This is a genomic window from Streptomyces sp. NPDC107559 (assembly GCF_055657365.1).
In genome coordinates this window covers 883,663-898,523 of sequence record NZ_JBVKBD010000002.1, presented here as the reverse complement: position 1 = coordinate 898,523, position 14,861 = coordinate 883,663, and the positions used below count along the sequence as shown (strand labels likewise).

The 14,861-nt window shown below is 73.7% G+C and carries 15 protein-coding genes; 9 read left to right on the top strand and 6 right to left on the bottom strand.

The genetic code is table 11. The features are described 5' to 3' along the window. Window positions 1-109: 109 nt before the first annotated feature. Both ACZ7OY_RS10430 and ACZ7OY_RS10425 read right to left on the bottom strand, forming a co-directional pair. Window positions 110-1,471 carry an MbnB/TglH/ChrH family RiPP precursor modification enzyme gene (locus tag ACZ7OY_RS10430; RefSeq protein WP_471911018.1) on the bottom strand — a complete coding sequence of 454 codons (1,362 nt, stop codon included), beginning with the start codon at window positions 1,469-1,471 and terminating at the stop codon, window positions 110-112. A 378-nt stretch (window positions 1,472-1,849) separates the two neighbouring features. After that, entirely contained in the window at window positions 1,850-2,605 is a 756-nt protein-coding gene (locus ACZ7OY_RS10425; protein ID WP_471911017.1) for a peptidyl-tRNA hydrolase, read from the bottom strand. Between ACZ7OY_RS10425 and ACZ7OY_RS10420 the strand changes: the two genes are divergently transcribed. Both ACZ7OY_RS10420 and ACZ7OY_RS10415 read left to right on the top strand, forming a co-directional pair. Beyond that, window positions 2,604-3,473, top strand: a complete 870-nt coding sequence (locus tag ACZ7OY_RS10420; protein WP_471911016.1) for an ABC transporter ATP-binding protein — start codon at window positions 2,604-2,606, stop codon at window positions 3,471-3,473. The genes ACZ7OY_RS10425 and ACZ7OY_RS10420 overlap by 2 nt on opposite strands. After that, window positions 3,470-4,141 carry an ABC transporter gene (locus tag ACZ7OY_RS10415; RefSeq protein WP_471911015.1) on the top strand — a complete coding sequence of 224 codons (672 nt, stop codon included), beginning with the start codon at window positions 3,470-3,472 and terminating at the stop codon, window positions 4,139-4,141. The genes ACZ7OY_RS10420 and ACZ7OY_RS10415 overlap by 4 nt, the downstream gene beginning before the upstream one ends. Window positions 4,142-4,236: 95 nt before the next feature. Here the strand turns inward: ACZ7OY_RS10415 and ACZ7OY_RS10410 are convergent, their stop codons facing one another. The 4 genes from ACZ7OY_RS10410 to zapE form a co-directional block, all read right to left on the bottom strand. Then, window positions 4,237-5,127 carry a polysaccharide deacetylase family protein gene (locus ACZ7OY_RS10410; protein WP_471911014.1) on the bottom strand — a complete coding sequence of 297 codons (891 nt, stop codon included), beginning with the start codon at window positions 5,125-5,127 and terminating at the stop codon, window positions 4,237-4,239. Window positions 5,128-5,190: 63 nt separating this feature from the next. Beyond that, complete coding sequence (locus ACZ7OY_RS10405) at window positions 5,191-6,105, bottom strand: slipin family protein (RefSeq protein ID WP_471911013.1); 915 nt, start codon at window positions 6,103-6,105, stop codon at window positions 5,191-5,193. A 220-nt stretch (window positions 6,106-6,325) separates the two neighbouring features. Then, window positions 6,326-6,907, bottom strand: coding sequence for a carbonic anhydrase (locus tag ACZ7OY_RS10400; RefSeq protein ID WP_384725030.1), 582 nt, complete (start codon window positions 6,905-6,907; stop codon window positions 6,326-6,328). Window positions 6,908-7,469: 562 nt separating this feature from the next. Continuing rightward, window positions 7,470-8,573 (bottom strand): cell division protein ZapE, encoded by a 1,104-nt coding sequence (gene zapE, locus ACZ7OY_RS10395; RefSeq protein ID WP_471911012.1) that lies wholly within the window; start codon window positions 8,571-8,573, stop codon window positions 7,470-7,472. 37 nt (window positions 8,574-8,610) lie between these two features. Here zapE and ACZ7OY_RS10390 point away from each other — a divergent pair, with 37 nt between their 5' ends. The 7 genes from ACZ7OY_RS10390 (at window position 8,611) to ACZ7OY_RS10360 (ending at window position 14,861) form a co-directional block, all read left to right on the top strand. Beyond that, complete coding sequence (locus ACZ7OY_RS10390) at window positions 8,611-9,546, top strand: pyrimidine reductase family protein (protein ID WP_471911011.1); 936 nt, start codon at window positions 8,611-8,613, stop codon at window positions 9,544-9,546. Between the two features lie 182 nt (window positions 9,547-9,728). After that, on the top strand, window positions 9,729-10,202 hold the full coding sequence (locus ACZ7OY_RS10385) for an indole-3-glycerol phosphate synthase (RefSeq protein ID WP_471911010.1): 474 nt from the start codon (window positions 9,729-9,731) through the stop codon (window positions 10,200-10,202). A gap of 77 nt (window positions 10,203-10,279) precedes the next feature. Further along, entirely contained in the window at window positions 10,280-11,674 is a 1,395-nt protein-coding gene (gene murC / locus ACZ7OY_RS10380) for a UDP-N-acetylmuramate--L-alanine ligase (RefSeq protein ID WP_471911009.1), read from the top strand. 25 nt (window positions 11,675-11,699) lie between these two features. Further along, the gene (gene msrB / locus ACZ7OY_RS10375) at window positions 11,700-12,107 is read left to right on the top strand and encodes a peptide-methionine (R)-S-oxide reductase MsrB (RefSeq protein WP_471911008.1); all 408 of its coding nucleotides are present in this window, start codon (window positions 11,700-11,702) and stop codon (window positions 12,105-12,107) included. 210 nt (window positions 12,108-12,317) lie between these two features. Continuing rightward, window positions 12,318-12,644 carry a plasmid mobilization protein gene (locus tag ACZ7OY_RS10370; protein WP_471911007.1) on the top strand — a complete coding sequence of 109 codons (327 nt, stop codon included), beginning with the start codon at window positions 12,318-12,320 and terminating at the stop codon, window positions 12,642-12,644. Beyond that, a complete protein-coding gene (locus tag ACZ7OY_RS10365) occupies window positions 12,641-13,126 on the top strand; it encodes a hypothetical protein (RefSeq protein WP_471911006.1) in 486 nt (161 codons plus the stop codon). Before ACZ7OY_RS10370 ends, ACZ7OY_RS10365 begins: the two co-directional genes overlap by 4 nt. A 61-nt stretch (window positions 13,127-13,187) precedes the next feature. Next, entirely contained in the window at window positions 13,188-14,861 is a 1,674-nt protein-coding gene (locus ACZ7OY_RS10360; protein WP_471911005.1) for an SWIM zinc finger family protein, read from the top strand.

Below are 14,861 nucleotides of genomic sequence, written 5' to 3'. Positions count from 1 at the left end.
GGCTCAGGTGCACAACAGCCGTGTTATCGCGCCTTCTACGCCAACTGCCGTACCGGGGACAAGGGTTGTGTCGGAACGGGGAAAGAGGCGAACCTCCGGCTCCGGTGACTCAGTGACGGCTCAGCGGCCGGCGCAGCGCCTGACGCGTCGCGCGGGCGAGCCGCACCACCGGCCGGGCGGAGCGCGGCGCCGGTCCCGACCGCTCCAGCCACCACTCCCGCAGCGCCCGCCGGGTCCGCCCGTCCGCAGGCCGCCCGGCGAGCAGCAGGTCCTGTACAAAGTCCAGCGCGTCGCGCCGGTAGCCGCCGGTCATCGGATGCCGCTGGGCGTAGCCGAGGAAGGCCGGCCGGTACCCGTCGCCGAGGATCTCCGGCAGTTCCGGCGCGACCTTCGCCACGACGTCGGCCCGCTTCCTGGCCAGCGCCCGCGCCTGCACCCCCAGACGCACCCGGTCGAACCCCTCGGGCGCGGGGGTCCCCGCCACCAGCGCGGACAACAGCGCGGCCTCGGAGAGGGCGAGGCGCTGCCGGGCGGGAGCAGAGGCGGAGTCCGAAGCCGAGTCCGGGACGGAGTCCGAGTCAGGGGTGGCGGGGGAGGCCGCGGCCGACGGTGCGGGCGCGGGCCGGTCGGCTTCGGCCGGAGCGGCCCGCCCCTTCTCCAGGACGTCCCGGATCGCGCCCAGTTCCCGCTCCAGCTCCCCCGGCTCGGGGAAGTTCTCGTCCCGTTCCAGCAGGACGCCCGGCGGTGCCACCCGGGAGGCGAGGTCGGCCAGGATGTCGAGGACCGGCCGGGGCACCGGGTGGGCGTGGCTGTCGTGCCAGACGCCGTCCCGTTCGAAGCCGCCCGCGACATGGACGTAGGCGATGGCCTCCAGGGGGAGTCCCGCGAGCGCCGCGGCCGGGTCCTCACCGCGGTTGACGTGGTTGGTGTGCAGGTTGGCCACGTCGATGAGCAGCCGCACACCGGTGCGGTCGGCCAGCTCGTACAGGAACTGGCCCTCCGTCATCTCCTCGTCCGGCCAGGAGAACAGCGCGGCGATGTTCTCGACGGCCAGCGGCACGGGCAGGGCGTCCTGCGCGACCCGGATGTTCTCGCACAGCACGTCGAGGGCGTCCCGGGTGCGCGGGACGGGCAGCAGGTGGCCGGCCTCCAGCCGCGGGGAGGCGGTCAGCGGCCCGCCGGCCCGTACGAACGCGATGTGCTCGGTGACCAGCGGCGCGCCCAGCGTCTCGACCCGCTCGGCGAGGGCGGCCAGCCGGCCCTCGTCGGGGCGGTCGGCGCCGCCGAGTCCCAGCGAGACCCCGTGCGGGACCACGGTCACCCCGCGCTCGCGCAGCCGTCGCAGGGAGGCGGGGAGGTGGCCGGGGCACAGGTTCTCCGCGACGACCTCGACCCAGTCGACGCCCGGCATGCGTTCCACCGCGTCGGCGATCTCCGGCCGCCAGCCGATTCCCGTGCCGAGTCGCTCCATGGTCCCCTCCTCCGGGGCCCCCGTCGGCCCCCGCCGCGACCCCTCCCTGGTGACGGAGGTATCGCCCCGACGCCGAACACCGAACCCTGTCGTCCTCGTCTTCAGAGCAACATTTGAGGTTCGACTCGTGTGGGGGCGGCTGGCCGCCGGCCGCTGGGCTGCCGAATCGCCGGGCCCAGGGCCACCGACCTGCGGGGCCCTGGCTTGCGGGGCCGCTGGGCCCCGGGGCCGTGGGCCGCCGCCGCCGGCCTGCCGGGGCCTGGCCTGCGAGGCCGCCGGGCCACCTGCCCGCGGGACCCTGGCCTGCGAGGCCGCCGGGCTGCCAGGACCCTGGTCGGCGAGGCTGCCGTCCTGCCGGGTCGCCGTCCGATTTCGTGGTTACCGCAGCGCGGGATGCTCGGCGATCACCGTGCAGCTGCCCGGCGCGATCTCGGTGAAGCCCGCGTCGCGCACCAACGGCAGCCCGCTGCCCGCCAGTTCGCGCCACCGCAGGGGATCGGCCGTGCGTACGGCGAGCGGGAAGCCCGCGTCACGCCAGGCGCGGCGCTCCTCGTCCGACAGCTCCCACCAGGCGAGTTGGGCGCCGTGCCCGGCCTGGGCCATCGCCTTGCCCGCCGACATCGGGACCTCCGGGTTGAACCACAGCACCGGTGTGCCGGGCGCGGCGCCGGCCGGCGGTTGCGGGTCGTCGAGGTCGGTGCCGGAGACCTGGAGCTTCACCAGCTCCTTGGGCCAGCCGTCCAGCGGGACCGGCGGGAACACCCGTACCTCCGCGGACGTCCCGGTGACCGTGATCCCGGGCAGCGCCTCGGCCCGGCGCCACTCGGCCCCGCGCGCCCGCCGTACGACCTTGCGGATGCGGGCGTCCTGCCAGTCCCGGACCGCCTGCGCCCAGACGCCGTCGCCGGCCGAGCGTTCGTCGTCGAGCATCCTCAGCACCGCGCGCGCGGCGGTCTCCAGCGCGTCCGTGCGCTCGGGCGGCTCGGCCCGCTCGATGCGGACCACCAGCGGCAGGACGTACTGGGGTGCCTGGTCACGGGCGCTGGGCTCGGACCGGAAGGGACTGTCGGCGAGGGGTGTCGGATCGGGGCTCACGACAGCCCAGCCTAAAGGGCGGGAGAAGATGCCTTCCATGCAACGTGATCTGCGACTGGACGGCGTGGGCCGGCGCTACGGCTTACGGGGCCCCTGGGTGCTGCGCGGCATCGACCTGACCGTGCCCCCCGGGACCCTGGTCCGCCTGGAAGGCGCCAACGGCACCGGCAAGTCCACCCTCCTGCGCGTCCTCGCCGGGATCGACGCCCCCAGCGAGGGCCGGATCACCGGCCGGCCCCGCACGGCGTACGTGCCCGAACGCTTCCCGTCGGCGCTGCCCTTCACCCCGTCCGGATACCTCACCCACCTCGGCACCGTGCACGGCCTGTCGCGTGCCGCGGCCGCCCGCGCCGCGCAGCAGTGGCTGGAGCGGTTCGGCGCCGCCGCCTACGCCCGTACCCCGATGGCACGGCTGTCCAAGGGCAGCAGCCAGAAGGTCGCGGTCGCCCAGGCCATGGTGGCCGAACCGGAACTGCTGGTGCTCGACGAGGCGTGGACCGGCCTGGACGCCGACGCGCGGGCCGAACTGGAGCGGGCCGTCGCCGAGCGCACCGCCGCCGGTGCGGCCGTCGTCTTCGTCGACCACGACCCGCGCCGGCTGGAGGGGGTGCCCGACGCCACGTACACGGTGCGCGACGGCGCGCTCGGCCTGCGGACGGAACAGGCCGCTGCGGCGGCCGGCCCCGCCGTACTCGTGGAGGTGCGCGGACCGGCCGGGGCCGCCCCGCCCGCCGAAGCAGTCCGGTGGATCACCGCCGTCGACGGGACCGCGCCCGGTGTCCACCGGCTCACCGTCCCCGCGTCCCACTCGGACGTCCTGCTCCGTGCCCTGCTGACCGCACGCCCGCCCTGGCACGTGGTGAGCGTCGGCCCCGTCGTCGGACCCGTCGAGGAGAGCCGCTCGTGACCGCCCTCGTCCGCTACCAGGCCGCCCTGCTGGTCCGCTCGCAGCGCTGGCTGCCGCCGTTCATCCTGTACGCCGGTTTCCTCGCGATCGGCCTCCAGGGCGGGCAGCCGGTGCTCGACTCCCTCGGCTACGCGGCCGCCGCCCTGCTGCCCGTCGCCGCGTGGCTGGTGCGGATCTGCGTCACCAACGAGCCGCCCGCGGCCCGTGGCGTGGTCGCGGCGGCGACCACCCCGGCGCGGGCGCATCTGGCCTGTCTGCTGGTGGCACTGGCCTGCGCCACCGCACTGGGGGCGGCCGCGACCGCCGTCGTGACGCTGATCAGCGATCCGGTGAGCACCGACCACCGCACCCGGGTGCCCCCGCTGCCCGCGGCCGGTGCCGGGCTGCTCGCCGTCCTGGTCTGTGCCCTGCTCGGGGCGGCCGTCGGCGCGCTCACCGCCTGGCCGGTGCTGCGCTCGCCCGGCCGCGCGGTGCCCGCGCTGCTGCTCGCGGCCCTGCTGTCGCTGGTGGTGACCGGGTCCCCGGCGCACGCGGCGGTCGGCGGCCTGGTCACCGGCTCGCAGTCCGGGAAGGTGCCGGTGCCCCTGCTGCCCCTGGCCGCCGCCGTCCTGCTCACGGCCGCGGCGGCCGCCGTGACCTGCGCGCTCACCTCCCGGCGAGCGCCGTGACCTGCGCGCTCACCTCCCGGCGAGCGCCGTAAGAGACCGGCACGCTCACCTCCGGCGAGCGCCGTGAGACGCCCGTGCCCCGCTTCCGGCGGGGGTCAGCGCCTGCGGTCGGCGGCTCCGATCAGCTGGGACACCTTCACGAACCGGTAGCCCTTCTTGCGCAGTTCGGGCACGACCAGGCGCACGGCCCGCTCGGTCGCCGGGGCCGCGCTGCGCGTGCAGTGCATGACGACGACGGAGCCGGGCTTCACGCCCTCCAGGACCTGCTTGGCCACGGCGTCGGAGTCGATCGCGAACGCGTCCCCGCTCACCACGTCCCACTGCACCGCCGTGACGCCGGTGGCGCTCAGCGCGCGCAGTGCCTTCTGGTCGTAGCAGCCTCCGGGGAAGCGGAAGTACGGCATCGCGTTGTTCACCCCCGCCTTGCGGAAGGCGGTGTAGGTCCGCTCCACCTCCGAGCGCATCCGGTCCGCGGACACGGTCGGCAGGCCGTAGCAGTCGCCGGTGAAGGCGTAGTGGCTGTAGGAGTGGTTGGCGATCTCGAACAGCGGGTCCCGTCCGATCGACCGGGCCTGGATCGGGTACTCCTCGGCCCACCGTCCCGTCATGAACACGGTGGCCGGCACCTTCAGCGCCCGCAGTGTCGCGATCAGCTGCGGGTTGTCGAAGTGTTCGCCCGCGGCCGCGCGCGGCCCCTCGTCCGCGGTCATGTCGGCGTCGAAGGTCAGGGCGACGATCCGGTCCGGTGTGCGGGGGCCGTTCTTGAAGACCGGGGTGAGACCGGCGGGCCCGGGTGCGAGGGTCGGCGGCCGGGAGACGGCGGGGGAGGGTGCGGGGGCGTGCTGCGGGGCACGGGGTGCCTGGAGGGCTTGCGGGGTCTGCGGCGCGGGGGAGGCGCTGGGGCGGTCGGTGCCGCAGGCGGCGAGGGTGGCCAGGGCGGCGCCCAGGGCGCAGGCGGCGGCGAGACGGCGTACCGAGGTGATCATTATATGAAGATAGGAGCAGGCGATTGATAAGTGTGTTTATACGCCTGCGGCTCGGCGTCGAAGTCACCCGGCCGGATCTGGGTCGGAGGGCGGAGGCGGTGGTTCCGGCAGCGCCGGTGCCGACGCCGACGGCGGCAGCGGCGGTTCGGGCGGCGACGGCGGCAGCGGCGGGTCCGACGGTGGTGGCTGCGAAGAAGGCGGCGCGGCGGCCGGAGACTGCTGCTGGGCCTTCTCCAGGAAGCGCAGCAGCTCCACGGGGAAGGGGAGCACGAGCGTGGAGTTCTTCTCGGCGGCGACCGCCACCACCGTCTGGAGCAGTCGCAGCTGGAGCGCGGCGGGCTGCTCGGACATCACCCCGGCGGCCTCCGCCAGCTTCCTGGACGCCTGGAGCTCGGCGTCCGCGTTGATGATCCGGGCTCGTCGCTCACGGTCCGCCTCGGCCTGCCGGGCCATGGAGCGCTTCATCGACTCCGGCAGCGACACGTCCTTGATCTCCACCCGGTCGATCTGCACGCCCCAGCCGACGGCCGGGCTGTCGATCATCAGCTCGAGGCCCTGGTTGAGCTTCTCGCGGTTGGACAGCAGGTCGTCCAGGTCGCTCTTGCCGATGATGGACCGCAGTGAGGTCTGTGCCATCTGCGAGACGGCGAAACGGTAGTCCTCGACGTTGATGATCGCGGCCGCCGCGTCGACGACCTTGAAGTAGACGACCGCGTCGACCCGCACCGTGACGTTGTCGTGCGTGATGCCCTCCTGGGCCGGCACCGGCAGCGTCACGATCTGCATGTTGACCTTGCGCAGCCGGTCGACGGCCGGAACGACCATCGTGAATCCCGGCTCACGCACCACCCGGACGGCCCGGCCGAGCCGGAAGACCACACCGCGCTCGTACTGCTTGACCACCCGCGCCGCCGCGGCGACGTACACCACCCCGGCGGCCCCGACCGCCGCAGCCGCCGCCAGCAGCTCCTCGAACATGTCGACCTCCCTCGAAAGAGGTCTGAGATGTCTGCCCTTGCAACGATATGTCAGACGTTCGGTCCGGGGCCATGTCCCGGGTCCCGGACCGAACACCCTCCGGACACCCTGCGAGCACCCTCCGTGGCTCAGCCCGCGCCGGCCGTCCCGGCCGCGCGGGGGGCCGTCCGGAGCCGGGGCGGCCGGCCGGGGCGCCCTCCCGGCTCCCGGCGGCGGGCGCTCACAGCGCCTCGAACGAGTCGGTGTCCGCGCGGTGCTCGCGCACGGCCCCGGTGTGCACCTCGTAGTACCAGCCGCGCAGCCGCAGCCGGCCGTCCGCCAGGCGCTTCTGCACGCAGGGGTAGGAACGCAGCCGCAGCAGCTGGGAGAGCACATGATGCTGTACGCCCTGGGCGACGGCCGGGTCGTCCGGGTCGGCGGCCGCCGGACCGTCCGCGGCCTGCGCGAGCCAGTCGCGTACGGCGGGCACGGCGTCGAGGTCGTCGCCGCGCACCAGCGCGCCGACGGCGCCGCAGTGCGAGTGGCCGCAGACGACGACGTCCCGGACGCCGAGCACCTCCACGGCGTACTCGATGGTGGCCGCCTCGGCGGTGGGGCGGCCGATGGTGTGCGGGGGCACGATGTTGCCGGCCGTGCGCAGCTCGAAGAGCTCGCCGGGGCGGGCGCCGGTGATCAGCGCCGGTACGACCCGGGAGTCGGAGCAGGTGATGAACAGGACCTGGGGGGACTGGCCGGCGGCGAGCCCGGCGAGCTGCTCGGGGCGCTGTCCGAACGTACGGGCGTTGTCGATGAGTGGCTGCATGGGGATCACTCCTCCTGACGCGCCGGTGCGCGTCGGGCTCGCGGGACAGGGTGCCGGTCGCGGGTGCGCAAGAGGCCGGCCGGATTCCCGGGCGGGGGTGCGGTCGAGGGCGGCGGCCGACTCGTCGCGCGGTGCCCTGTGCGTGAGGGCGGGGTCCGGCCCGGCGTCGGTCCCGGCCTCGCCGTGCCGGGCGGGGTGCGTGGGCACGAGGGGTGCGGCCGGCGTGCCCAGGGGCGGCGCGAGCAGGGCGCCGACCGGCGGCGACAGCGCGGTGCGAGCCGTCGTACCTCGGAGCATGAGCGCCCTCCGCCGGTCCTCGTCCCTGGATCAGGCCAATGACTGGTCAATGACCGGTCAAGAATACGTTAACTGTGCAAAGTGGCCTAATCGGGCAAAGCCGACGCGTCGCCGTGCCGATCCGGTGCCGCGCCGCGAGGAGCGCGTGACCGGACGGGGCGGCAGGGCGGCGGCAGAGCGGGGGCGGCAGGGTGAGGGTGGCAGGGCGGGTCGTCCGGTCCGGACGACCCGCCCCGGCCCGGGAACGGGGGACCGGGACGCGCTGTCAGGACTCGACGAGCCGCTTGGCGTCGCGGGCCAGCGCGGTCAGCCGCGATATCGCCCGGAAGTACTTCTTGCGGTAGCCGCCGTTGAGCATCTCCTCGCTGAACAGCCGGTCGAAGGGCTGCCCGGAGGCCAGCACGGGCACCTCGCGGTCGTAGAGCCGGTCCGCGAGCACGACGAGCCGCAGGGCCGTCGACTGGTCGGGCACCGGGGCGACGTCGGTCAGGCACACCGCCTTCACGCCGTCGGTCAGGGCGCCGTACCGGCTGGGGTGGACCCGGGCCAGGTGCTCCAGCAGGTGCGGGAAGTCGTCCAGCGAGGCGCCGACTGTCGCGTACGCCGCCTTGGTCACCTGCTCGTCGGAGTACGGCGCCGGTGCCTCGGGCAGGCCGCGGTGGCGGTAGTCCTCGCCGTCGATGCGCAGCGGGCGGAAGCGGGCGGACAGGCCCTGGATCTCCCGCAGGAAGTCGGCGGCCGCGAACCGGCCCTCGCCGAGCTTGCCCGGCAGGGTGTTGGAGGTGGCGGCCAGCGCGACCCCGGCGTCGACCAGCTTGCCGAGCAGCGTCGAGACCAGGACCGTGTCACCGGGGTCGTCCAGTTCGAACTCGTCGATGCACAGCAGCCGGTGTCCGGAGAGTGTCTGCACCGTCTGCTGGAAGCCGAGGGCGCCGACCAGGTTCGTCAGCTCGACGAAGGTGCCGAACGCCTTGAGCGCGGGCTCGGCCGGGGTGGCGTGCCACAGGGAGGCCAGCAGATGGGTCTTGCCGACGCCGTAACCGCCGTCGAGGTAGACCCCGCGCGGGCCGGCCGGGGTCTTGGGCGCCTTGGCCCTGCCGAACCCGAGGAACCCCCGTTTGGCGGTACCGGTGGAGTGCGCCCCGCCGAGTCCGCCGGCGAAGCCCTCCAGCACCCGCACGGCCTCGGTCTGGCTGGGCTGGTTCGGGTCCGGGATGTACGTGCTGAAACGCACCGAGTCGAAGCGCGGCGGCGGCACCATCTCGGCGACCAGCCGGTCCGCGGGGACATGCGGGGCACGGGCGCACAAGGACAGCGGGGCCGCGTCGGCTATGGGGCTGAGGCCGGGGGCGGAGGTGGAGGACGACACGGTTCACCACTCTAAGCTCCGTGCCAGACTGCACGGCATGCGACGCCTGTTCCCTGTGACCGACGAGACAGCGGCTCCCGCCCCCGACCAGGCGCGCGAGGCGCCCGCCGCGGGGCCGGCCGGTGCCGAGCGCGAGTGGAGCCTCGACGAGCTGGCCGCCGCCTACGCCTATCCGGAGCGTACGCCCGCGTCCGCGTCCGCGTCCGGGGCCGCCTCCGCGTCCGGGGCAGCCCCTGCGTCCGGCGCTGTGCTCGGTGCCGCGTCCGGAGCCGTCGCCGGGGATCTGCCCGCAGGCCCGTCCGCGGAGCCCCGGCCCTGGCTGCGCGCCAACATGGTCTCCACGCTCGACGGGGCCGCCCAGCACGACGGCCGCTCGCAGCCCATCTCCAACGCCGCCGACATGCGGATCTTCGGCACGCTGCGGGCGCTGGCGGATGTGGTGCTGGTAGGCGCGGAGACGGTACGTCAGGAGGGGTACCGTCCGGCACGCGCGCGTGCCGAGTTCGCTGCGCGGCGCGCGGCCGCCGGGCAGACCCCGGCACCGGCCGTCGCGGTGGTCTCCGCCGGTCTGGACCTCGACTTCTCGCTCCCGCTGTTCACCGCGCCCCTGGTCCCCACCCTGATCCTCACCGGCGCCGCCGCGCCCCGCGACCGGATCGCGGCCGCGGAGAAGGCCGGTGCCCGGGTGCTGATCGCCGGTGACGGCGCCGGCGTGGAGCCGGTCCGCGCGGTCCGGGCGCTGGCGGAGCTCGGCCACACCCGGCTGCTGACCGAGGGCGGCCCGCGGCTGCTGGGCCAGCTGGTGGCCGCCGGGGTCCTCGACGAGTTGTGCCTGACCGTCGCCCCGATGCTCACCGCCGGTGCCGCGCAGCGCATCGCGGGCGGCCCCTCGGTGGCGGTGCCGAGCCGGTTCGCGCTGGTGTCCCTGCTGGAGGAGGACGGGTTCCTGTTCAGCCGGTACCGGCGGGTGTGACCGCCATCGGTGCGGGTCTGGCCGAAAACGACGGAATGTGTCGTTCCGTTTAACTCCGGGCCGGGCACACTGAATCCGGCAGTACCCGTGCGATCACGGGGCAGGATGGTTTCCGCAGGGCCGTGCAAGGCCCCACGGAGGACAGAGGGCCGGCCGGGTCCTCGAAGGAGAAGAGGCGCCTGGTGTTCAGAAGCGTGCTGATGATCGAGAAGGCCCTGACGTCCGTCGACGTGGAGTTCGTGACCACGCTGCACGGCGAGGAGGCGGTCGTCTTCCATGTCCTGCTCCAGCCGCGCGGCGACCAGGCGGACCGCCTGCTGCGGGCCATCGACGACATCGCGATCGGCGACCTCGACGACGCCGCCCGGGAGGGCGAGACGCCGGAGGGGGAGGCCGCGAAGGAGCCCGCCCGGCAGGCGCTCGACGTGTCCCTGACGGCCCTGCGCGCGGCCGGCTGCGAGGCCGAGGGCCGGCTGGTCGAGGACCACCCGCTGGACGCCCTGAAGGTCCTGGTCGAGGAGACCGGGGCCGACGAGGTGATCGTCCTGACCGATCCCCACTACGTGGAGGAGTTCTTCCACCGGGACTGGGCCTCCAGGGCCCGGCACAAGGTGGGGGTGCCGGTGCTGAAGCTGTTCTCGCACAGCAAGGCGTGAGAGGGGTACCCGTGGCGCCCTTGCGCCTGCCCTAGGCTTAAGGCTCACGTTCGCCGCACCACTCCAGGGAGACGCACATGGCCCCGGGCCTTCCTACCGCCATGGACCGACCGCACTTCATCGGCATCGGCGGCGCCGGGATGTCGGGCATCGCCAAGATCCTGGCCCGGCGCGGGGCGAAGGTGGCGGGCAGTGACGCCAAGGACTCGGAGACCGCGCAGGCGCTGCGGGCGCTGGGCGCGACCGTGCACATCGGACACGCCGCCGAGCACCTCGCCGACGACGCCAGCTGCGTGGTGGTCTCGTCGGCGATCCGCGCGGACAACCCGGAGCTGGCCCGCGCCGCGGCGCTGGGCATCCCCGTCGTCCACCGCTCGGACGCCCTCGCCCGGCTGATGGACGGCCTGCGGCCGATCGCCGTCGCGGGCACGCACGGCAAGACGACCACCACGTCGATGCTGGCGGTCTCCCTCTCCGAGCTGGGCCTGGACCCGTCGTACGCCATCGGCGGCGACCTGGACGCCCCCGGCTCCAACGCCGAGCACGGCGCGGGCGAGATCTTCGTCGCCGAGGCGGACGAATCGGACCGCAGCTTCCACAAGTACGCGCCCGAGGTCGCGATCATTCTCAACGTGGAGCTCGACCACCACGCGAACTACGCGTCGATGGAGGAGATCTACGAGTCCTTCGAGACGTTCGTCGGCCGGATCACCGAGGGCGGCACCCTGGTGGTCTCGGCCGACCACGAGGGCGCGCGGGAGCTGACCCGCCGGGTCACCGCGGACGGCGTGCGGGTGGTGACGTACGGCGAGGCCGAGGACGCCGACGTGCGGATCCTGTCCGTGCTGCCCCAGGGGCTCAGGAGCGAGGTCACCGTCCTGCTGGACGGCCAGGAGGTCACCTTCACCGTCTCGGTGCCCGGCCGGCACTACGCGAGCAACGCGGTGGCCGCGCTGGCCGCGGGCGTCGCGCTGGGGGTGCCGGTGTCCGAGCTGGCCCCGGCGCTGGCCGCGTACACCGGCGTCAAGCGCAGGCTCCAGCTCAAGGGCGAGGCGGCCGGGGTCCAGGTCATCGACTCCTACGCGCACCACCCCACCGAGATGACGGCCGACCTGGAGGCGATGCGCGCCGCCGTCGGCGACGCGCGCATCCTGGTGGTCTTCCAGCCCCACCTCTTCTCCCGGACGCAGGAGCTCGGCAAGGAGATGGGCCAGGCCCTGGCCCTGGCGGACGCCTCGGTCGTGCTCGACATCTACCCCGCCCGTGAGGACCCGATCCCGGGCGTCACCAGCGAGCTGATCATCGAGGCCGCGCGGGCGGCCGGTGCGGACGTGACGGCGGTGCACGACAAGGCCGGCGTGCCGGGGGTCGTCGCGGGAATGGCCGGGCCCGGCGATCTCGTTCTCACCATGGGCGCGGGCGACGTGACGGACCTGGGCCCGCAGATCCTGGACCGCCTGTCGCGGGCCTGACCGAGAACCAGAGGGGCTGAGCTTCATGTCGTACGACGTCGAAAAGCCGGACGAGCAGTGGCGTACGGAGCTGACCCCGGCCGAATACGCCGTGCTGCGCCAGGCCGCGACCGAGCCCGCCTTCACCGGTGAGTACACCGACACCAAGTCCAAGGGCGTCTATTCCTGCCGCGCGTGCGGTGCGGAGCTGTTCACCTCGGAGACGAAGTTCGAGTCGCACTGCGGCTGGCCCTCCTTCTTCGACCCGAAGGACACCGACGCGGTCGAGCTGATCGCGGACCGCTCGCACGGGATGGTGCGGACGGAGGTGCGCTGCGCCCGGTGCGGATCGCACCTCGGCCATGTGTTCGAGGGGGAGGGGTACCCGACGCCCACGGACCAGCGGTACTGCATCAACAGCATTTCGCTGCGGCTGGCGCCGGACGAGAGCTGACCGCAACCGTCCGACTCCGGACCGGGTGACGCCGGACCGTCCGACTCCGGACCAGGTGACGCCGGACCGTATGACGCCCGCACGGAGAGTTCCGTGCGGGCGTCGTGGCGTTCACCGGGGTCGAGTGCGTCAGGTCGGGATCCGGCGACGGGAAACGGCTTTCGGGCACTGCTGCTTGTGTCTCCGTAATACGCGTCATACGGTTGCCGTATGGCGAAGACCCGGATCTCCATCAGCCTGGAGCAGGCGCAGGCCGAGCGCATCAGACAGCACGCGGAGCGCTCGGGCATGGATGTCTCGGCGTACCTGGTGCATGCCGCGACCCGGCAGATGGCCGAGAGCGATGCCATAGAGGAGCAGTTCGCCGGGGTGGACGCGCTGATCGCCCGGGCGGAGCGGGAGGCGGCCGACCTGCCGGAAGAGCCCGTTGCGGCGTCGGCGGCACTGACGGAGCAGGAGCGCCGCGAGGTCGAGGAGGCCCTCGGGCTCGTCCACGGCCGGGACCGGCAGGGGCGGCGGCCGGGGCACGCCGCGTGAGCGCTCGAGTGCCGGTCTACGACACCGGCATGCTCATCGCGCTCGCCGACGGCAAGGCGAAGGCGATCGCGCTCCATGAAGGACTGCGGGCGGCCCCGCACCGGGCGCTGGTGCTCGGCCCGGTTCTCGCCCAGGTGTGGCGCCCCCGTCCGGCGCTGGTGCACTCCCTGTCCGGGGCGCTCAAGGACTGCACCGTCCCGCAGGCCCGCACGTCCGAGCCGCCGATGCGGGAGACGAAGGCGGGCCGTCCGGAATGCCTGGCCTGCGCCACGGGCCCGGACCTGGTCGACTGGCGGCGCATCGGCACCGCGCTGGGGCAGGCGGCCCTCCCGGTGAAGAAGCGGCCGGACGCCGTCGACGCCTGGGTGGCGCTCGCCGCCGCCCGGCACGGCAGCGCGGTGGTTTTCACCAGTGACCCGGAGGACATCCGCGCCTACCTGGAGGTGCTGGCTCCGCCGGACGTGCATGTGGTCGCCGTCTGACGACGGCTCGCCGTACGAGAGGGAACATCAACCGCACTTCCGCAGGCGGGCGAGGAGAGTCATGCGCGGTCTGACCGAGGCGAATCTCAAGAAGCTGGCCGGTGTCCGTTCCTTCGAGCGCGGCCTCGGATACCTCGCCGCGGTGTCCGGGGTCGAGGTCGGTGACGGCTGGGTCACCGCGACGGTTCACGGCACTGAACGGTACGAGGTGGAACTGACCCTGGACGGGCCAGGCGGGCTGGTCGGCGAGTGCGACTGCCCGTTCGGCCTGGAGGGCAACTTCTGCAAGCACCTCGTCGCCCTCGGTCTGAGGGTGCTCGCTCTGCGAGAGACCCTGCCACGGCAGCGGAAGGCGGCCCGGGAGCGCGCGCAGAACCTGGACGGATGGCTGTCCGACCTGTCCAAAGGCGAGTTGCTCGCCGTGCTGCGGGAACTGATCGAGGAGGACCGGCAGTTGCGGCGGCGCCTCGAACTGCGGGCGGCGAGTGCGCGCGGAGACCTTGCCACGGTCCGGGCCCGTATCCGCGATCTGCTCGACATCAGCCCTTTCGCGCAGTACGAGTACGTCGAGTACGCCGATGCCCGCGCCTACGCCGACCAGGCCGGGCAGGCGGTCTCCGCGATCAGGGCGCTGACCGGCTCCGGCCGGGCCGCCGATGCGGTCGATTCGGCACGGGAGGCGATGCGGCTGCTGGCCGAGGCGGCGGAGAGCGTTGACGACTCGGACGGCAGCCTCGGGCAGATCGGTGCGGACCTGGCCGACGCCCACCTCGAAGCGTGCCGTGCGGCACGCCCCGACCCCGAAGAACTCGCCCGCTGGCTGGTCGGCCATGCACTCGGCGACATCGACGACGGCCTGACCGACATCGATCCCCTCGACTACGAGGATGCCCTCGGCGAGGAGGGAATGGCCGTCCTGCGCACGGCGGCCGTCGAGGCGTGGCGGCGCGATCGGCGCGGCTGGGCGGCGAAACACCTGATGGAGCGCCTGGCCAAGGCGGACGGCGAGGTCGACACGGTGATCGCCGTACACGCGGCTGACCTCGCGGCGAACGGCCACACGCACCTGATCATCGCCCGCGAGCTGGACACCGCCCAGCGTTCCGACGAGGCCCTGAGCTGGGCGGAACGCGGCATCCGGGAATCCCGGGACCTCTCCGCCGTCGACACCGCCCTCGTCGACTACCTCTGCGACCGATACAGCCGGGCGGGGCGCCTGCCGGATGCCGTCACCCTGCGCCGCGACCACTTCGGCGCCCGCCGCTCCCTGCTCGCGTACCAGCAGCTCCGGGCCGCCGCGCGGGCCGCCGACCGCTGGCCGACGGAGCGCGAGGGGGCGTTGGATCTGCTGCGTGTCGACGCGGGTGGGCAACAGGGCCGGTACGGCGGCCCCGTGCTGATCGACGCCCTGCTCGACGACAATGACGTCGACGCCGCGTGGCAGGCCGTCACCCGCACCGGCGCCCACGACCGGCAGTGGCTCACCCTTGCCGACCAGGCACGTGACGGCCGTCCGGCCGACGCGCTCCGGGTCTACCTGCGCCTCGCCGAGCCGCTGACCGAGCAGACCGGCAACCCGGTCTACGAGCGACTCGTCGCCCTGCTGCTGAGGATCCGCGACTGTCATCATCGCCTGGGTACGGACAAGGAGTTCGCCGCGTACGTCACGGCCCTGCGCACCGCCCAGAAACGCAAGCGGAACCTGATGCGCCTGATGGACGAAGGCGGTCTGTGA